The organism is Antrihabitans stalactiti, assembly GCF_012932915.1.
Taxonomy (GTDB): domain Bacteria; phylum Actinomycetota; class Actinomycetes; order Mycobacteriales; family Mycobacteriaceae; genus Antrihabitans; species Antrihabitans stalactiti.
The window spans coordinates 832,790-853,600 of record NZ_VCQU01000001.1 but is presented as its reverse complement, the minus strand read 5'-3'; the positions used below and the strand labels follow the sequence as shown (position 1 = coordinate 853,600).

Genomic DNA, 20,811 nt, shown 5'->3' with positions numbered 1-20,811 from the left:
GTGACTCCTGTTGATCAGAGGTTGATGAGGTCGGCGGTCTGCTCGCCGAGAAACGGGCCGAGGGTCATGCCTCGGCCGCCGGGTCCGGCGACGACCCAGATCGAGTCGTCGACCTGCTTGCGGTGCACGAGCTCGGTGCGGTCGAGGCATTGGCTGTACACACCGGCCCAACGCCTTACGACCGGTGGGAGCTTGCGACCGAGCAGTTCCTCGACCACGCCGGTCAGGTAGGCGTAGGGCGCCTCGTCGACGTCGAAGGTGAACGGCTCGTCGTACTCGTGGGTGTCGCCGATCGTCAGGCCGCCGTGGACGCGTTGAACGCAGAGGAGTTGCATGCGGTGCTCGTCGGCGATGGCGTCTTGCGGCTGAGTTGCTTGCAAGGTGTCCACCGCGCTGCCGTGGTAACCGGGGTAATAGCGGAAGCTGTCGCCGTCGGCGATTGCGGTGGTGAGCGGTTCGCCGAGTGGAGCGGTCTGCATCATCTGCAGACGCACGCGGCGAATGGGGAGTTCGCCCGCCAGCTCGCGGGTCAAACCGCTCAACTGCGCTCCGGGGCAAAGCAATACGATGTCGGCCTCGAAGGTGCGGCCCTGATCGTCGCGGACGGTCGCACCGTTCGTCGTCGATGTGACCGCTCGTGCTTCGGTGCCCGCATGGAAGGTGTAGCGGCCGGACCTGTCCAGGTACTTGCGAATGGCCGGCAGTGCAACGCGCGACTCGACGGCAGCGTCGCGGGTGCAGTGCAACCCGGCGAGGAACTTACCGCGCAGCGCTGGGTTGATCGCTGTGACTTCGGCGGGATCGAGCATTGTGAATCCGCGCACGCCCGCATCGGAGCGTGCCGCGACTTCTTCAGCGACAGCAACTTCGGCGTCGGTCCGCAGCAGAGTGATGGAACCCGTTGGGCGGAAACCAATCTCGGACTCCCTTCCGATCTGTTCCCACAACTCGCGGGAGCGAAGCGTCGCGTCGATCTCGTAGTCCGCTCGGCCGGATACCCAGACCAGTCCGAAGTTTCTGACCGTCGCGCCGCGCGCTTCTTTTTCCCGCTCGAGCTGTACGACGTCGTGACCACGTCGTATCGCTTCCAAGGCATGTGCGGTTCCGAGGATCCCGCCGCCGATGATGACCAATCGCATGCGAGAGACATTGCCAGATTGGTCTAGACCAATGAGTGAGCGAACTGAAAACTTCCGGTTAACAATTGGTATAGACCAATCTCGGGTAGCCTGTGCGGCATGAATTCGACCGAGCGGCTGCCGAAGCACTATCACGTGCGGACAGAGCTCGACCACATCCTCGCCGAACTGTCGGTCGGCGACTCGGTCCCGCCGGAGCGTGAACTCGCAGCGCGGTTCGAGGTCGCCCGCGAAACGGTCCGGCAGGCGCTGCACGAGCTACTGGTCGAGGGGCGGATCGAGCGGCGCGGCAGAGGTACGGTCGTGTCCAAACCAAAACTGACGCAACCGCTTTCATTGCGCTCGTACACCGAGGGCGCGGTGAGTCAAGGTCGAACCCCGGGCCGAATTCTGGTCGGCCTGGACGACGTCGTCGCCGACGACGATATTGCCGCCGACCTGGGGATCGCGCCGGGAGCATTGGTCATTCATCTCGAACGCGTCCTCCTGACCGACGGCGACCGCGTCGGGCTCGAAAGCACGTACCTGTCCAAGGAACGCTTCGGCGATCTGGTCGCGAACTTCGACCCGCTGACGTCGTTGTACGCAGCCCTTCGAGAAGGCGGAGTTCGGTTCTTCTCGGCCACCGAACGCATCGAGACCGTGCTCGCCTCGCCACGCGAGGCCGCACTGCTCGAGTCGAACACCGCGATGCCGATGTTGCTGATGCATCGCCGGACGATCGATGATGCTGGTGTGCCGATCGAACGAGTGCGGTCCTTGTTCCGCGGCGACCGTGTCGCGTTCGAAGCAACGCTCCGTGATTAGGCTGTCGCAGTGTCCAAAACTGTCGTTGTAACCGGAGGTAATTCCGGCATCGGGCTGGCGTCCGCCCACGAACTGGCCAGCCGAGGGGCGAAGGTGGTGCTGGCCTGCCGCAACCAGACCAAGGCGGAGGCTGCGCGCGACGAGATCGTCGGTCGGACGCCAGGCGCCGACGTCGACATAATGTCGGTCGACCTGTCGTCGTTCGAGCACATTCACCGCTTCGCGGCAGACCTCGCACAGCAACATCCCAAGGTCGATGTGCTGGTCAACAACGCGGGTGCGGTCCCGCAGAAGCAGCAGTACACCGAGGAAGGTTTCGAGCTGCAGTTCGGCGCGAACTACCTTGGCGCATTCCTCCTGACGCACCTCGTCCTGCCGCAGCTCGAAGCTGCCGCAGCCGACACCGGTGATGCGCGGATCATCCATCTGTCGTCGATCGCGCACAACGTCGGCAGGATCGACCCGAGCACGTTCCGTGGTCGCAAGCGCTACATCTCGTTCAACGCCTACACGCAGTCCAAATTGGCCAATCTCATGTTCAGCAACACGCTCGCTCGGCGGCTGCCCGATGGCATCAGTACGTACGCATTGCATCCCGGCGGCGTCGACTCCGAGATCTGGCGTGAACTACCGTCCCTCGTCTACCGAGTGATCAAGCTCGGCCTCATCTCGCCCGAGAAGGCCGCGAAACTTATTGCGGACCTGTCGCTTTCGAGCGAGTACCTAGGCAAGTCCGGCAGCTTCCACACCGCGCAGCCCCCGACTCCGGTCAGCCGCACCGCCCGCGACGAGGCCAAGCAGGACGACCTGTACAACCGCAGCGTCGCGCTCACCGGGATCGAGGGTTTGCCAATTCGTTAGAGCACCCTCGTGAGTCTTTTAGGAGTCCCTGGACTCCTAAAAGACTCACGAGGGGTGGGGGTCAGGCGCCGAAGATCACCAGATGCGCGAGTCCGACGACGAAGCCGAGGACTCCGCCGTGGAGGTAGAGCAGCCAGGCGTCCTGCTCGACAGCGCAGTAGAGCAGGTCGACGAATTCGGTGGGTGGCAGGTCACGCAGTTTCTGTGCGCAGAGACGATCGATCTTGTCTGCTTGGGTTCGACTGAAGTCGAGGTTGTCCGCGAGGGTCGGGACCAAGGCGATGGCACTCGTCGTCGACCCTTGGTGTATCGCAGTCAGGCGCCGACCACCGACGGCGACCTTGACCATCGGTCTCATTCGCCCGAGGATTCGATCGATTTCCTCGCGCAGGGCGATGTGGATTACTCGCTGTGTCTTGTCGGCGTTGGGACCGTGCACGAGGTGGTTGACGATCGTTTCCATCGTGACGATCTGGTGCGCAATCGCGTGGCCGAGGTCGGTGGCCGCTTCGTCTTGCCGTTTCGCGAAAAGTGCTTGGCGCCACAGACATAGGAACCATGGCTTCGCTATGGCCGGAGTGAACACCACCCGGACGGCAATGATGTTGACTGCGACGCCGATTGCCGCCGTCCCGAGCAGAACCATCACTGCCGCAGGGATCTGGCCGAGGAACGGCACAGCGTGGTGCACCTGCAGATAGAGAGCCAGCACGAGACCGAATGGGAATCCGAGCAATCCACTCCAGACCATGAACCGCAACTCCGGACCGCCGAGGTTGTAGATGATGTCTTTCATCATTTCCGGACGTTCTCGGAGGTAGTCGATGATCATGGTCTTGACGTTCATCAACTCGTCGATGTGCTCGCCGATGGCCGCGAACGACCGATCGGCGATTGTCGGAAGCTCTTCTGCAACACGGGCATACAACATCTCCCGCCATTGCGGCGGGAGGTCGTTCCACAGCTGCGGATAGCCTTGGGCCATCACGAAATCGATGGTCGGACGCAGATCGTCAGCGATCACGGCGGCGAATTGTGCTGCGATCGCTTCGGGTTCGAGTTGTCGATAGAAGTCGGCCGGACCGCCGATTTTGGCAATCGCTTTGTCGACGGTCAGCGATGCCATCTTCTCTGTCCGCGCCGGAATGAAGCCCTGGAACCCGAACTGCGTGCCTTCGGCGAAGATCGGCAGCACCTGGACCCTGCGGGGAAGGTAGGGGTAGATCATCTGCAGGCCGGGAAGGCGGAATCCTTTGAACGTCACCGGAGCGAACAACATCCAGACGCCGGTCCAGTTGGTGATCAGGCCCGCGACGGCGGAGAAGATCGGGATGGTCACCAGTTCGATGACCAGTTTCGATTGCCCGGTGACGTGCTCCCAGTCGATGAACATTCCGGACGACATCAGGTCGCGTCTTCGTCGGATTGCTCGAGCACGAACTTGGCGAGAAAGTCGCCGACGACGGATTCGATGGTCGTCTCGATCGACGCGGCGAGCGTCTCGGTGACCGACGTAAGGGCGAGTGAGCGGAATTGGACCAGCATCGTGACCAGTTCGGCGATGTCGGTGTTGTCGGGCAGTCCGCCCTTCGGGTCGAATCGTCCGGCGACATGGAGGGCGCCGGCCTCGACGAGAATGCGGCTGATCTCTTCCAGGCGCGGGGTGACTTTTTCGTGGACGTCGAGGACGAGGTCCGTGCTCAAGCCGTACTCGCGCATCTCACGAAACGCGTCGAGCAGTTTCGGCCGCGTGACCGTTGCGCTGGTGCCATCGATTCGCACGAGGCCGAGTGCGACGAGCCGATCGAGTGCATGCTGATCACCGGCCAGCCCGCGTACGTCGTCGACTGTCATGGTTACGGGCCGGTCCTCGGTCCACTTGCCGACCAACGCCTTTTCGATCCCGAGGACGTCGCCGAGTTCCTTGCCTTCTTCCCAAGCGGTAAGCATTTCGCGGACGTGGGAGATGCTGTATCCGCGGTCGAGCATCGACGCGATCAGAGTTAAGCGCGCCACGTGGGACTCGTCGTAGAAGGCGACTCTGCCGACCCGTCGCGGCGGCGGCAACAGGCCGCGTTCGCGATATGCGCGGACGTTTCGGGTCGTGGTGCCTGCCCGTCTGGCGAGGTCGTCGATGCGGTACTCGCCGCTACCGCCGACCGCCGACGGCTGCTGCGCTGCGGCGTCGACAAGTTGGCGCACCGCGGCGCGGATCGCGTCGCGTGATTGTCGACGAACTCGACGCGGTGCCTTCCGCACACTCTCGAGAGCGGCTGCCACCGGATTGAGATGCGACGGGTTGCTCGCACCCGATCCTCTTCGTGCCACGGCACTTAGTACAGCGTCAAATGTGCCAGTTGTCAATGGGTACAGTTAGCACTGCGCCTTTAGCCGAACGACGAGGTCGAGGCGAGATAGGCGAGCTTGCGGCGGATTCCGTTGATCTCGCGACCGACACCACGCAGAAGGGCACGGTCGTGCGGGGGCAGATCCGACAGGGTCAACTCCTCACGGAACGGCTGCTTGTCGAGCCAGGCGGGCGCGCGGTGATGCCACCGGATTCGAGTGGCTATCGTGTAGCACTCGCGTAGCACTTTGGCGTCGTCGGCGTCGAGGAACTTGGTACCCGACGCGTCCGTCAGCCGATCGACCGTCCTGAGAGCGGTCGAGCCACAGCTCAGCGCAGCCCACCGCGCGATCTGCACGACCGGTTCGATCGCGGCCGCTTTCAGGTCCATCACGTCGTCGCCACCTGCGAAGATTCGCAGCCGCCACGACGTCGGCGCACGGACCGCCAACGCATCGCTCAGCATGACCGGCAGCGCACGGTCGTGCTTTCGGATGTTGTCGCCGAGGCGAAGCGCGAGCACGTCGTCGCCGTCGGTGACGGCGCGTGAATCGGCAAGCAGACCGGCCATCACGACTCCGCGGTCGGCGTGCGGCGCGGTCGTCCAGGCTTTTATGCCCTCTGACCACTGTGTATAGGTCCGACAGAACCGTGCGCGCGAACCGATGGCGCCTTTGTCGTCGCCGCGCAGTCGGCAGCGGTCCAGAATCGCATGCACCGATGCGGCGTGCGCCATCGCTGTCGCCGGGTCGGTGTGGTCGTCGATTGCGAGCAAGGATTCGACGTCCGAACCGGGCAATGCTTCGTCGCGCGCTGTGCTGCCGGACACGAACCAGGTGATGTCGCTGCCGCCCGCAGGCACGCCGAACTGGGTCGCAGAGGCGATCGCGGTCCGGGCGATCGCGGACCAGGACGCTGCCAACCGCGTCGCAGGTATGCCGTCCCGACGAGCTTCGACAACGACTCGGCGAGCGCTTCCGACCGCCGCCACCAGTGCAGCGTCGTCGGATGCGTCGGCTATCCTGTCGCACACATCCACGACGCTCGCTGGCAATGCCATGAGGCGATTGTGGCATCGTCATGCCCCGATGCGAATTCGGTCGTTGCGCGCGACGCGCGTTTCGTCCGCTTTGCGCTCGGGTGTAACGGATTTGGCGCAAAAGGCGAAACAATGCATGGATATGTGAGCTGTGACGTCGTGCTGGGCTCGTGTGACTCCAGGCACTGTTGTTACTTAGGCCTCTTCGGGGAGGGGTCGTCAATCGGGAGTGTCGCGTCGTGAAGTCGGGTGTGGTTTGGTAGGCGAAACAGGTCGGTCGTTCCGGCTGTCGCCTGCGCAACTCGGGCTCTGGCACGCTCAACAACTCGCTGGCGATGTCCCGATCACTATCTCGCAGTATGTCGAGATCCGTGGCGACTTCGACGCCGACCTGCTCGCCGCCGTCGGACCGATCGCAGGCGCCGAGTTCGGAACGGCGACGCTGCGAATAATCGAGGAAGGCGGCGAGCCTCGGCAGATCTTCGACCCGAGCCTCGACATGACGGTCAGCCAGCACGATCTTCGCGCTGCCGCGGACCCCGAAAAGGCTGCGCAGGCGTGGTTGCGCGATGCAGCCGCCGCGCCGCTCGACCTCCTGACCGACCGGCTCGGCTCAGTGGCCATTCTTCGTCTCGCCGACGACCACTACTACTGGTTCGCGCGCATCCACCACATCGGCATCGACGGTCTCGGTGCGATGAACCTGATGCATCGCGTTGCCGAGCTCTACACGGCGGCCAAGACCGGCAGCCCCGCCCCGCCGAGTCGCGCGCTGCCGCAGTCGGCGATCGCCGAGAGCGAGCACAAGTACCGAATCTCGGACCGCTTCCTCAAAGACCAGCAGTACTGGATCGGGCAGACCGAGGGATTCCCGTCGCCCCCGAGCCTGTCACGACGTCCACCGGCCGGGCTGTCCGCCGAGTCCCTCGTCTGCACCGACGCGCTGTCCGCAGCTGCGTCGGAGTTGTTCGACCAAGTCGCCAAACGGTCCAGCGCGGCGCCGCTCGCGGTGGCCGGCTTTGCCGCGTATCTGGCGCGGATGACGGCGTCCGACGACATCGTCCTCGGCCTGCCCGTCACGGCCCGGAATTCGATCGCGTTGCGAAACTCGGGCGGGATGATGTCGAACATCGTGCCCTTGCGACTGCACGTGACGGAGTCCACGACCGTCGCTGAATTGATTACGGCAGCGCAGACGGCGCTGGTCGGGGCGCTGCGGCACCAGCGCTACCGGCACGAGGACATCCGAAACGACAGCGGCTACCCGCCCGCCGAGCGCGGCTTTTTCGGTCCGGTCGTAAACATCATGCTGTTTCACAGCGAGATCCGGCTCGGCGACGTCATCGGCGAATTCCATGTCCTGTCGACCGGCCCCGTCGAAGACTTCGCGGTCAACCTGTATCCGTCCGTCGCAGGCCAACGCACGCACATCGATTTCGAAGCCAATCCGCATCGGTACGACGTCGACGAGCTGACCGAACATCATTCGCGGTTCGTGCGGTTCTTCGAACAGTTCATGTCGGCCGACGAGACCGTCCGGGTCGCCGACCTGGACCTGATCGACGACACAGAGAGCGCACGCCTCGCGCCGCGGCTGGGTCGGCCCGGCGGTTCGACGCTGACTCTGCCCGAGCTCTTCGCCGCCGCTGCAGCCGAGCACGCCGATTCGATCGCAGTCACCAGTGCAGGCACATCGCTGACTTATCGCGAGCTCGACGACCGGTCGAATCGACTGGCCGCGCTCTTGGTCGAGCGCGGTGTGCGACCGGAAACCTATGTCGCGGTAGCACTTCGACGTTCCATCGAATCGATTGTGGCAATCTGGGCCGTCGCGAAATCCGGCGGCGCATTCGTTCCGGTCGATCCCGACTATCCCTCGCAGCGCGTCGCGCACATGCTCGACGACTCCGGGGCGATCATCGGCATCACGACCGCGGCCGACCATGACCTCCTGCCTGCGACCCTCGACTGGTTGGTCATCGATGACGGCGAAGGCTCAGGGGAGCCCAGCGCAGTCTCCGTCGATGTACACATGGACGCCGTCGCCTACCTCATCTTCACCTCGGGATCGACGGGTCGCCCGAAAGGTGTAGCGGTCACGCATTCGGGACTGCACAATTTCGCGATCGAGCAACGCGAGCGGTACGCGACGAGCAGCGAATCGCGCGTCCTGCATGTGTCCTCGCCCAGCTTCGACGCGTCCGTCTTCGAATACCTCCTGGCTTTCGGAGCAGGCGCGACGCTGGTGATCGCGCCGCCCGGTGTGTTCGGCGGCCACGAATTGCACGCTGTCATCACCGAGCACCAGGTGACCCATTCGTTCATGACGCCGTCCGCGCTCGCGTCTGTCGATCCGACGGGGCTCGACTGCCTGACTCATCTCCTGGTCGGTGGCGAAACGGTGCCGACGCACCTCATCGATCGGTGGGCGGGCGCGAGACGATTCTTCAACGCCTATGGGCCGACGGAGACGACGATCATGTCGGCGATCAGCGATGCCGTCGCTCCGGGTGATGGCGCCGCGATCGGCGGACCGATCGGCGGAACGGGCATGGTCGTGCTCGACTCGCGCTTGCGGCCCGTGCCGGTCGGTGCGGTCGGTGAAGTTTTCATTTCCGGCGCCGGACTGGCACGCGGCTACCACCGCCGTGCTGGATTGACTGCTGCGCGATTCGTGGCAAACCCGTGGGGTGCACCGGGGGAGCGGATGTACCGAACGGGTGACGCGGTCAGCTGGACCCGTGGCGCCGAATCGTTCGAATTCATCGGTCGCACAGACTCGCAGGTCAAGGTGCGTGGTTTCCGCATCGAACTCGGTGAGATCGACGCAGCGCTCGTAACACATCCCACGATCGGATTCGCGGCGACGGTGCTGCACACGCCGACGCGTGGGGCCGCCGGTCTGGTGTCCTACGTCGTCGCTGCCGACGGGTGCACGGTCGACGTCGGTGAATTGGGCGCCCATATCGCCGGTTCACTTGCGCCGCATATGGTTCCTGCGCACATCATCGAGATCGACCGAATTCCACTCACGCCGGTCGGCAAGCTCGACCGAAAAGCGTTGCCCGAGCCGGTCTTCACCACCGACGCACCGTATCGCGCGCCGCGCACCGTCACCGAGCGACTGATCGCAGACACGATGGCCGACATCGTGGGTGCGAGCGCCGTCGGTATCGACGACGACTTCTTCGAGCTCGGCGGAAACTCTTTGACCGCAACGCAGTTGGCTGCTCGCGCAAGCGCGGCACTGTCGGCCGACGTGGTCGTCCGTGACGTGTTCGAGGCGCCGACGGTTGCCGGTCTGGCGTCGCGCGTGGACGCGCAACTCGCATTGGGCGGCAGCTCCGCACGCCGGTTGGCGGTCGGTCCGCGCCCGAGCATCGTTCCGCTCTCACCTGCCCAGCGTCGGCTGTGGTTCCTGAACAGGCTCGATCCGTCGTCCGCCGCAGCCAATATTCCTTTCGCCGTGCGGCTGACCGGAGCGCTCGACGTATCGGCGCTCGCCACTGCGATGCGTGATGTCGTCGCTCGGCACGAATCGCTGCGGACGCTGTATCCGGATTCCGATGCTGGACCGCACCAGGTCGTCGTCGACGACATCGACCTCGCGCTGCCAGTCGTCACGGCAAGCGGCCCCGCGGAACTATCCGAAATCCTCCGTGAATTCGCTTCTCGCGGCTTCGATCTCGTGCACGAGGTACCGGTCCGAGCGCTGCTCGTCGCGTCAGGCCCCGACGAAAATGTCCTTGCGATCGTGGTCCACCACGTCAGTGCCGACGGCTGGTCGATGGGTCCGCTGGCCAAAGATGTCGTGGCTGCGTATGTCGCGAGATGTGCTGGTGTCGAACCGGTGTGGGCTCCACTTCCTGTGCAGTACGCGGATTACTCACTGTGGCACCATGACCTGCTCGGCAGCGACGAGGATGTCGACTCGCTCGCGGGTAGTCAGCTCGAGTATTGGAAGGCAACCTTGGCCGGGCTGCCCGACAGCATCGAATTGCCGACGGACCGGCCTCGGCCACCGGTCGCGTCGTACCGTGGCGCGAGCATCGAATTCGACATCGATCCGCATGCCCACCAGCTCATCAAAGTGCTTGCACAACAGCATGAGTCGACCGTATTCATGGTCATGCACGCTGCGTTGACGGTGCTGTTGAACAGGCTCGGCGCAGGTCGCGACATCGCAGTCGGCACGCCTGTCGCCGGCCGCGGCCAACGCGAATTGGACGATCTCGTCGGCATGTTCGTCAACACCCTGGTGCTGCGCACGCAGGTCGATCCCGGCGAGTCGTTTGCCACTCTGCTGTCTACGTGCCGCGAGGTCGCGCTCGGTGCTTTCGGGCACAACGATATCCCGTTCGAGCGACTGGTCGAGGTGTTGAATCCGGCTCGCTCGACTGCGCATCACCCGCTGTTTCAAGTGATGCTCGCTGCCGCGAACGTCGATACGACGGCGGTCGAATTGCCTGGATTGAGTGCCCAGACCGAGGAGATCGACACCGGACTCGCGCTGTTCGACCTGCGCGTCACAGTGACCGAACGGCCCGAGGTCGGCGGAATCGGTGTCGTGTTCAACTACGCCACCGATCTTTTCGATGAGCAGACCGTGCGTGGGTTCGTGCGGCGGTTCGGCCTGATCCTCGATTCGGTTGTCCAACAGCCACTTACCCCGATCGGTGACATCGCTGTCCTCGGAAGTGAGGAGCCCTCGGCGCTCGTCGGCGCTGCAGTCGAGGTGCCGGGCCTGACAATCCTGGACCTGTTCGACGAGCAGGTGCTGCGCAGTCCGGATGCCGTCGCCATCGTTGCCGAGGACGCGACCCTTACCTATGCCGAATTCGACAGCCGGGCAAACCAGCTGGCACGGCTGTTGATTGCGAACAGCATCGGTCCGGAGTCGACGGTCGCGGTTGCCATGGACCGTTCCGTCGAACTCCTCGTGGCAATCTACGCCGTCGTCAAGGCGGGCGCGGCGTACGTTCCGATCGACCCCGACCAGCCGGTCGAGCGGACGCGTTACGTTCTCGAATCGGCCACATGCGCTTGTGTATTGACGACGGCGGGCCGGTTCGCGGTCGACGGTTACGTCTCGCTCGAGGTCGACACTCTTGACCTATCGCAGGTCGACTCGACGCCGGTCCGCGATGTCGACAGAGTCGCGCGACTGCACGCGTCTAACGCGGCGTACGTGATCTTCACGTCGGGATCGACCGGTCGGCCGAAGGGTGTCGAAGTCTCCCATCGCGCGGCCGTCAACTTGCTGGGCTGGATGCAGACCGACCTGCCGATCACCGCAGCCGATCGCGTGCTGCTCAAAGCGCCGGTGACGTTCGACGTGTCGGTGTGGGAAGTATTCGCCGTGCTCGGGGTCGGCGGTCGGCTGGTTGTCCTGCGCCCCGACGGTCACCTCGATGCCGCCCACGTGATCGACGTGATCGACCGCGAGCGCGTCACGATCGCCGAGTTCGTCCCGTCGATGTTGGACATCGTGCTGACGACGCCGGAACTCACGCTGCCCGACAGCCTGAGCATGATCTACGTCGGTGGTGAGGCGATTTCGCCCACCACTGCCCGCAGCGCGACCGAACGGGGCCTTCGGCTCGGCAACTTCTACGGTCCGACCGAGGTCACCGTCACCGCGACTTACTTCGAAATAGCCGCTGACACAACCTATGCCACGATTCCGATCGGCGGGCCGGTCTGGAACACCGACGCGTACGTCCTCGACGAGCGGCTGCACCCCGTGCCGGTCGGCGTTGCCGGTGAACTGTATTTGGCAGGTGAGCAACTGGCGCGCGGCTACAAGGGCCGACCGGGCATCACCGCCGACCGTTTCGTCGCCGACCCAGCCGGACCTGCGGGTGAGCGCATGTACCGGACCGGTGACCTAGTTCGGCGTAACCGCGATGGCGCCCTGGAATACCTGGGCCGCACGGACTTTCAGGTCAAGCTTCGCGGTCTCCGGATCGAACTCGGTGAGATCGAAGCGGCATTGCTCGATCAGTACGAGATCGGTCAGGCCGTCGCGCTTGTTCGAGAGGACGCGCCGGGCCAGGCCAGGTTGGTCGCGTACGTCACGAGAGCGGGCGACGACATCGTCGTGGATGTCGGTGTGCTCCGCCAGCGCCTCACTGCGCGCTTGCCCAGCTACATGGTGCCGCCGGACATCGTTGTCTTGGAGCAGTTTCCGCTCGGAGCGACCGGCAAACTCGACCGCAAGGCACTGCCGGTTCCGCACTACTCGGCGCCGGAATACCGTGCGCCAACCAACGCGGTCGAGGAGGCCGTCGTCGCGACACTGGCCGAGGTGCTCGGTCGCGACCGCGTGGGTCTCGACGACAACTTCTTCGCAATCGGTGGAAATTCGCTGATCGCAACGAGAGTCGCCTCGCGGATCGGGGCGGCACTCGACATAGATGTGCCATTGCGGCTGTTGTTCGAATCGCCGACCCCAGGCGAACTCGCCCTTCGGCTTGCCGACGTTGCCAAGTCGGGCCGAAAGCGGCCGGTGCTCGGTCCGCGCGTACGGCCGGATCGCGTGCCGCTTTCGCCTGCGCAGCAGCGGATCTGGTTCCTCAACCGATACGACCCGGAATCTCCTGCGTACAACTTGCCGTTCGCCGTCCGGTTCGTCGGCGAACTGGATGTGGCTGCCCTGCGAGCGGGATTGGCCGACGTCGTCGCCAGGCACGAATCGCTGCGGACGACCTATCCTGAGACGGCGCAGGGTCCGTACCAGCTAATTCATGCTGCCGACGGCACTGTCGCCGACCTGGCCGTCCGGCCGGTCACTGCCGGCGAATTGCCGAGCCGGCTAACTGAATTCGCAATGCGTGGGTTCGACATCACCACCGACATGCCGTTGCGGCTGGCGCTGTTCCGCCTCGACTCGAACGAGCACGTCCTCGCTGTCGTGTTGCATCACATCGCATCGGACGGCGGTTCGATACCGCCCATGGCCATCGACGTCATGCGGGCGTTCAGCGCACGCGCGAGCCATGAAGCGCCGCAATGGGACCCGATCCCGTTGCAGTATGCCGACTACACGTTGTGGCAGTTGGAGCTACTCGGCAGTGAAGGCGAAGCCGGATCGGCGATGGCCGAGCAGTTGGCGTACTGGCGTCGGACCCTGGCCGGACTGCCGGACCGGACAGCCCTCCCGACGGACCGGCCACGTCCCGCCGAGCCGTCGCACCGCGGTGGCACAGTCGATTTCGCGATCTCGGCAGAACTCCATCGCGGCATGCGCGATCTCGCGCGCGACAACAACGCCAGCGTCTTCATGGTCGCGCATGCACTGCTCGCGGTGTTGCTGCGCCGCTTCTCCGACAGTGACGACATCGTCATCGGGACGGCAGTCGACGGTCGTGGCGATCCCGCACTCGATCAACTCATCGGCATGTTCGTCAATACTCTCGTCCTGCGGACCGAAATCGGTTTGGCAGCAGGATTTTCCGAGATAGTGGCACGAACGCGGGACGTCGATCTCGCTGCGTTGGGCAACAGCGCCGTGCCATTCGAGAAGTTGGTCGACGTCCTCGGAATGCCACGTGACCGTGGTCGGCACGCGCTGTTCCAGGTCGCACTCCTGCTGGACGAGGCGGCGCTCACAGAGTTCGATCTACCTGGGCTGCGTACACAGATCGAGCTGATCGATCCGCACGTCGCAAAGTTCGATCTGCAACTCACGCTGGTTCCGCACCGAACCGGTGACGGCTATCGCGGCGTCTTCACCTACGCAACAGACCTTTTCGACGACTCGACGGTCCAGTCCTTTGCCGCGATGTTCGTCCGGATTCTTGCTGCGGTCGTCGCCGAGCCCACAGTGCCGGTGGGTGACATCGACATCCTCGAAACTGCTGACCGCATGGCCCTCGCGCCGGTGCGCGGGGCGCCGTGTCTGGACGAGCGAACGTTGCCTGAGGTGTTTGCGGCTGCCGCGAACCGCGATCCCGACGCGATCGCATTGTGGGCCGACGGTGTGGAGACGACCTACCGTGAACTGGACGAGCGCTCGAACAGGCTCGCTCGCTGGCTGATCGGGTTGGGCGTCGGCTCCGACATGTGTGTGGCCCTCGGACTTGGACGCTCGGTCGAATTCGTCGTCGCGATGTGGGCCGTTACCAAGACGGGCGCGGCGTTCCTGCCGGTCGACGCGAGGTTGCCACAGGAGCGGATCGTTCGGATTCTCGCCGATTCCGCCGCGGCATTCGGACTCACGGAGGCGGGCGTAGACCTGCCGAGCGCCGTGCACTGGTCGACTTTCGACGAGGCCGACAATGCTTCGTCGAGCGAGTCGGCCGCACCGCTCACCGACAGCGAGCGCCGCGCGCCCGTGCTGCCCGGCAACCTGGCGTACGTGATCTTCACGTCGGGATCGACGGGGCTCCCCAAAGGCGTCGGCGTCACCCAACGCGGACTGGCGAACCTCGTCGACGAGCAACGCACCCGGTTCGCGGTCACGTCCGATTCCCGTGTCCTGCACGCGGCATCGCCCAGTTTCGATGCGACGGTTTTCGAGAATCTGATGGCGTTCGGTGTGGGAGCGACGGTCGTCTTCGCTCCGCAGGACGTGATCGGTGGGGCGCAACTCGGCTCGTTACTCGTCGACGCCGCGGTGACGCATGTTGTCGTCACGCCCGCCGTACTGGGGTCGGTCGACCATCGGGGCATCGACACGGTGACGACAGTCATCGTCGCCGGGGATGTCTGCCCGCCCGAACTGGTCGCCCGCTGGGCGCCCGGCAGGCACATGTTCAACGGGTACGGTCCGACCGAGACGACGGTGTGGGCGACCTGCACAGACCCGTTGGTCGCTGGCGCGCCCGTGTCGATCGGTCGTCCGGTCCGCGGATTCGGTGTTGCAGTACTGGATTCGCGGCTGCACCCGGTACCGGTGGGCGTCGTCGGCGAGCTGTACCTGGCCGGTCCGGCGTTGGCGCGAGGCTATTTGTCGCGAGCGGCGCTGTCCGCGGAACGATTCGTCGCCAGCGGCCTCGGCGACCCGGGCGACCGCATGTACCGAACGGGCGACATGGTGCGCTGGTCGGCGAGCGGCGAGCTGCAGTTCGTCGGACGCCGCGATTTCCAGGTGAAGGTCCGTGGCCTGCGCATCGAGCTCGGCGAGATCGATGCCGCGCTCTGCGCGCATCCGGGCGTGGAATTCGCGGTCACGGTCGGGCACGAGGTTGCGGGACAGACTGTGCTGGTGTCCTACATTCGCCCGTTCCCAGGTGCGACGGTCGACCCTGGTGCCGCACTCGAGGAGCTTCGCCGGGTGTTGCCCGCGTACATGGTGCCGGTGCAAATCATTCCTATTGCCGATGTCCCGCTGACCGCGACCGGCAAGCTAGACCGAAAGGCGCTGCCCGAACCCGTCTTCGGTTCGGCGACCCACAGTTTCCGGCTGCCGACCACCGACACCGAAATTGTCGTTGCCGGCGTGTTCGGCGATGTCACGGGAGCCGAGCGGGTCGGCTTGGACGACAGCTTCTTCGCCCTCGGCGGTAACTCGCTTTCGGCGACCCAGGTCGTTGCGCGCGTCGGAGCCGAACTGGGCCGCCATGTTTCGGTGCGGGTGTTGTTCGACGCACCGACCGTGCAGGCGTTCGCCGTCGCCGTGCACGAGGTCGCGCGCACCGATCGACCACGACTCGTCGCAGGGGAGCGGCCTGCTGAAATTCCGTTATCGCCTGCACAGCAACGGATCTGGTTCCTGGGCCGGCTCGACCCGACGTCGGGGGCCAACAACCTCCCGCTCGCGCTTCGCCTGACCGGCGCACTTGATGTGGCCGCACTGCAGGCGGCGTTCGCCGATGTGGTCGACCGGCACGAATCGCTGCGGACCGTCTATCCCGAGTCCGGGCACGGACCGCATCAGGTGATCAGGCCCGCAGCGGACGTGGTCCCGACCCTGACGCCGATCACGGCCGACGAGTCCCGGATTCGCCGTGCCACAGCCGAACTCGCGATGGCCGGGTTCGACCTCACCGAGCAAGTGCCGCTGCGTGCGGCGCTGTTCCAGGTTGCCGGTTCACCGGACGAGCACGTCCTGGTGATCGTCGTCCATCACATCTGTGCGGACGGCTGGTCGCTCGCGCCCCTCGCGACCGACGTCATGGCGTCGTACTTTGCGCGGTCGGCAGGCACCGCGCCGACCTGGCAACCGCTACCCGTCCAATACGCCGACTACAGCTTGTGGCAGCGACGCATTCTGGGCCGCGAAGACGACCCGGAGTCGCTCGCAGCCGAGCAGATCGCCTACTGGACAAAGCAACTCGCCGACCTTCCCGACCAGCTCGACCTGCCGACGGACCGCTCGCGACCGGCGTTGCAGAGCTATGCCGGCGCTACGGTGAACTTCGCCATCGACGCCGACCGGCACAACTCACTCCTCGCGCTGGCGTCGCAGCACAACTCTTCGTTGTTCATGGTTCTGCATTCGGCTCTCGCGGTGTTGCTCTCGCGGCTGACGGCCAGCACGGATGTGGCGATCGGTGCACCGGTCGCAGGGCGCGGCGAGCCCGAACTCGACCAGCTCATCGGCATGTTCGTCAACACGCTCGTGTTGCGGACCACGCTGGATCCCGCCGCGGGGTTCGCGGCAACGCTCGATCACGCCCGCGATGTCGACCTCGCAGCGTTCGGGCACAGCGATATTCCGTTCGAGCGGCTGGTCGAAGTCCTCAACCCGACCAGGTCGACGGCGCGACACCCGTTGTTCCAGGTGGCGTTGACCCTGCAGAACCTTCCCGTGGTCGCTGGCGAACTACACGGTCTTGCCGTCGCTCCCATCGAATTCGAGCTTCCCGTAGCCAAATTCGATCTGCACCTCACCGTGAGCAGCCGATTCGACGAGGACGGCAACCCGGGCCTGCTCGATGCTTCGTTCACCTACGCCACCGACCTGTTCGACGAGTCCACGGTGCGCAGATTCGCCGACATGTACGCGCGAATTCTCGACCAGGTCGGCACCGATGCGGCAACTCCGATCGGTGACCTCGAACTCACATCCGACGATGAGCGCTCGCACATTCTGTTGGACCGCAATGCGACCGACCACGCCGTGCCGGTGGCGACGCTGGTGGATCTGTTCGACGAACAGGTCAGCGCTGCACCGGATTCCGTGGCATTGGTGTGTGGTAGCACGTCGTTGACCTACGGCGAGTTCGACGCGCGTGTGAATCGCTTGGCGCGGCAGCTGATCGGGTCAGGGGCAGGCCCTGGAGAGTTGGTCGGCATCGCGATCGGTCGGTCCGTGGAGTTGCTGGTGGCCGTCTATGCGGTGATCAAGACGGGTGCCGCCTACGTGCCGATCGACGAGGATCAGCCGCACGAGCGAACAGCGTTGCTGCTCGAATCCGCGGAACCGATTGTCGTGCTTCATGCCTCGGACGTCGTTGGTCTCGATTCCTACGCCGGCTCGCCGATCACCGACGCAGACCGACGCAGTCCACTGCGGCCGGGCAATGCGGCGTACGTGCTGTTCACGTCAGGGTCGACGGGTCGGCCGAAGGGCGTCACCGTCAGCCATAGCGCTGTCGTGAACCGGCTCGCGTGGATGCAGCACGAGTACCCGATCGATCGCGACGATGCGGTGCTCTTCAAGACGCCCGCGACGTTCGACGTATCGGTGTGGGAGTTGTTCTGGCCGTTGCACACTGGCGCGCGCCTGGTGATCGCTGCCCCCGACGGGCATCGCGATCCCGCGTATCTGGTTCGTTTGATCGTCGACGAGCGCGTCAGTGTCGCGCATTTCGTGCCGTCGATGTTGGGTGCATTCCTGGCGGAACCGGCCGTGCTGGACTGCGTGTCGTTGCGGCACGTCGTCGCGTCCGGGGAGGCATTGCCGACGCACACGGCCGACGTGTTCGGCGCGGTGCTGCCGAATGCGGCTCTGCACAACCTCTACGGACCGACCGAGGCGGCAATCGACGTCACCTATTTCGAGCCGAACGGCACAGGCAGATCGTCGGTGCCGATCGGTGTACCCGTCTGGAACACACAGGTTTTCGTGCTGGACCAGCGATTGCGCCCAGTCCCGATCGGCGTGCCAGGAGAGTTGTATCTCGCCGGTGCGCAACTGGCGCAGGGGTACGTGGGCCGTCCTGATCTGACGGCTGATCGGTTCGTCGCAAGCCCGTTCCACGTCGGTGAACGCATGTATCGCACAGGCGATCTGGCCTTCTGGACGGCGAACGGTGTGCTCGAGTACGTGGGACGCACCGACTTCCAGGTGAAGCTGCGAGGGCAGCGAGTCGAATTGGGTGAGGTCGAATCGGCAATGAGTCGATTCGCAGGAGTGGTCCGCGCCGTCGCTGTGGTGCGCGACGATCCGAGACTCGGTCAGCAACTGGTCGGGTACGTCGGGGGGACCGACATCGACAAGGACGCTGTGACAGTCTGGCTGCGATCGGTGTTGCCGAGTTACATGGTGCCGTCGACGGTCGTCGTGCTGGACGAGCTGCCGGTGTCGTCGACCGGCAAGCTGGACCGAAAAGCCCTGCCGGAGCCGTATTTCGCCGTTGCGATCCATCGGGGTGCGCGCACCCCGCTCGAACATTCCGTCGCCTCGGCGTTCGGTGTGCTGCTCGGCGTCGAATCCGTCGGCCTCGACGACAACTTCTTCGCCCTAGGCGGGAATTCCTTGCTTGCAACGCGCCTCGTCGCGCAGCTTCGCGACGACGCTGGGATCGATGTGCCGCTGCTGTGGCTGTTCACCGACCCGACGCCGGCCTCGATCGCGCGCCGCATCAGCGAGGCCGACCAGACCGGTCGCGACTCGTCCCTGGATGTGGTGCTGCCGATGCGCGTCGGTGCGTCGGCTGCGGGTCCCTTGTTCTGTATCCATCCGGTCGTCGGACTGTCGTGGTGCTACACGGGTCTCATTCCGCATCTGAACCACGACCGGCCGATCTACGGGCTGCAGTCGCCGTCGGTGACCGAGGACGTCGTGAGCGCGCCGACGATCGATGAGTCGGCCGATCGCTATGTCCGCGAAATCCTCTCGATCCAACCCGCCGGACCCTATCGCTTGCTGGGTTGGTCGCTCGGTGGCGTGATCGCTCATGCGATCGCGGTCCGGTTGCAGGTGCTGGGGCACCAGGTGGCGTTCCTCGGGTTGCTCGACAGCGGGTTCGGCGTGGAGCTCGACGACATGTCCGCGGCAGCACCCGCGCCGACCGACCTGCTCGGCGGTCTCGGCATCGAGCTGGACGGTCTGGAGATCGACACGGCCGAGCTGCAACCGGAAACGGCTGCCGCGTTCCTCGCCCAGTTGCCCGGTCCGTTCGCAGCACTGACCGCGGGACGAATCGAGCGGATGTTGCGCACCGCGATCGGCACATCGGACGTACTTCGGCGGCATCAGCCGACCGTCTTCGAAGGAGACCTTGTGTTCTTCACGGCGGTCGAGGACGATCCGACGGGAACAAGATTGGCAGATCTTTGGCGTCCGTTCGTCAGCGGCGACGTTCGCAACCACGCGGTCGAGGCGACACACTGGCGGATGACGACGGTGGCGGCGTTGGCAACGATCGGTCCGATCGTCGACGCTTCGCTCGAACTCAGCAGTACAAGCAGTCCTGGCAACATCGGATCGAAGGTGGGTACCAACCTTGCATCGCGCTGATTTCACCCGCGCACTGAAGCGTGGCGCGCAGACCGCAGTGCTCGTCGCTGCCCTCGTGGCGCCGGTCGCTGCCGCTGGTGGTGCGTCCGCCGACCCGGCGCCCAACGTCATGGACGTGTCGGTCTATTCGCCCGCCATGGGTAGAGATATCCGTCTCAACATCATTCGGCCGAACGATGCGAGTGTGCCGCGGCCGACGCTCTACCTGCTCAACGGTGCAGCAGGCGGCGAAGAACCGCCGTGGGACTGGTTGGTGCATACCGACGTCGCGAGCTTCGTTGCCGACAAAAAGGTCAACGTCGTGATCCCGATCGGCGGCAAGCAGAGCTATTACACCGATTGGCTGCGCGACGACCCGGTTCTCGGCCGGAACAAGTGGACGACCTTCTTCACGCAGGAACTCCCGCCTGCCATCAATTCCATGCTCGGGACGAACGGTCTCAACGCGATCGCCGGCATCTCCATGTCGGCCAGCGCGTTGCTCTCGCTCGCCGAGCAGGCGCCCGGTCTCTATCGCAGCGCATCGGCGTACAGCGGGTGCGCCGGCACCAGCGATCCCCTCGGCTCCGCGTTCGTGCGTGCTGTCGTCGAGGTCCGTGGCGGTGGCAACACGATGAACATGTGGGGCCCCGAAGGAAGTCCGGAATGGCTACGGAACGACGCGCTGCTCAATGCCGACAAGTTGCGCGGTACGGCGCTCTACATCTCGGCTGGCAACGGGTTGCCTGGTCAGTTCGACAATCTCGGTGGCCGCAACGTCGAGGGCAGTCCAGGGATGCTGTTGAGCCAGATGCTCGTCGGCGGCAGCATCGAGACGATCGTCAACGCGTGCACCCGGGCGTTGCAAGCCAAGCTCGACTCGCTCGGCATCCCGGCGACCTACAACTTCCGGCCTGCAGGAACGCACTCGTGGGATTACTGGCAGGACGATCTCCATCGCTCCTGGCCGATCATCGCGGCGTCGCTGGGCGTTTAGCCTCGGCGGGTT

The 20,811-nt window shown here is 64.8% G+C and carries 8 protein-coding genes; 4 read left to right on the top strand and 4 right to left on the bottom strand.

Annotated features, from left to right (window positions below; genetic code table 11):
* Window positions 1-14 precede the first annotated feature (14 nt).
* Entirely contained in the window at window positions 15-1,139 is a 1,125-nt protein-coding gene (locus tag FGL95_RS04165; protein ID WP_169584898.1) for a TIGR03364 family FAD-dependent oxidoreductase, read from the bottom strand.
* Window positions 1,140-1,238: 99 nt separating this feature from the next.
* On the opposite strand from FGL95_RS04165, the gene FGL95_RS04160 reads away from it, so the two are divergent.
* Both FGL95_RS04160 and FGL95_RS04155 read left to right on the top strand, forming a co-directional pair.
* Entirely contained in the window at window positions 1,239-1,946 is a 708-nt protein-coding gene (locus tag FGL95_RS04160; protein WP_169584897.1) for a GntR family transcriptional regulator, read from the top strand.
* A 9-nt stretch (window positions 1,947-1,955) separates the two neighbouring features.
* On the top strand, window positions 1,956-2,807 hold the full coding sequence (locus FGL95_RS04155; RefSeq protein ID WP_169584896.1) for an SDR family NAD(P)-dependent oxidoreductase: 852 nt from the start codon (window positions 1,956-1,958) through the stop codon (window positions 2,805-2,807).
* Window positions 2,808-2,868: 61 nt separating this feature from the next.
* On the opposite strand, the gene FGL95_RS04150 is transcribed toward FGL95_RS04155, so the two are convergent.
* Genes FGL95_RS04150 through FGL95_RS04140 form a run of 3 tightly spaced genes read right to left on the bottom strand, consistent with a single transcriptional unit; the run spans window position 2,869 to window position 6,214 of the window.
* The gene (locus tag FGL95_RS04150) at window positions 2,869-4,212 is read right to left on the bottom strand and encodes a DUF445 domain-containing protein (protein ID WP_169584895.1); all 1,344 of its coding nucleotides are present in this window, start codon (window positions 4,210-4,212) and stop codon (window positions 2,869-2,871) included.
* Entirely contained in the window at window positions 4,212-5,135 is a 924-nt protein-coding gene (locus FGL95_RS04145; protein ID WP_169584894.1) for a MerR family transcriptional regulator, read from the bottom strand. The genes FGL95_RS04150 and FGL95_RS04145 overlap by 1 nt, the downstream gene beginning before the upstream one ends.
* Window positions 5,136-5,194: 59 nt before the next feature.
* The gene (locus FGL95_RS04140; protein WP_169584893.1) at window positions 5,195-6,214 is read right to left on the bottom strand and encodes a putative nucleotidyltransferase substrate binding domain-containing protein; all 1,020 of its coding nucleotides are present in this window, start codon (window positions 6,212-6,214) and stop codon (window positions 5,195-5,197) included.
* A gap of 208 nt (window positions 6,215-6,422) precedes the next feature.
* On the opposite strand from FGL95_RS04140, the gene FGL95_RS04135 reads away from it, so the two are divergent.
* Together FGL95_RS04135 and FGL95_RS04130 are read left to right on the top strand one after the other, a co-directional pair.
* Window positions 6,423-19,823, top strand: a complete 13,401-nt coding sequence (locus FGL95_RS04135; RefSeq protein ID WP_338079703.1) for a non-ribosomal peptide synthetase — start codon at window positions 6,423-6,425, stop codon at window positions 19,821-19,823.
* Window positions 19,810-20,799 carry an alpha/beta hydrolase gene (locus FGL95_RS04130; RefSeq protein ID WP_240962650.1) on the top strand — a complete coding sequence of 330 codons (990 nt, stop codon included), beginning with the start codon at window positions 19,810-19,812 and terminating at the stop codon, window positions 20,797-20,799. The genes FGL95_RS04135 and FGL95_RS04130 overlap by 14 nt, the downstream gene beginning before the upstream one ends.
* Window positions 20,800-20,811 lie beyond the last annotated feature (12 nt).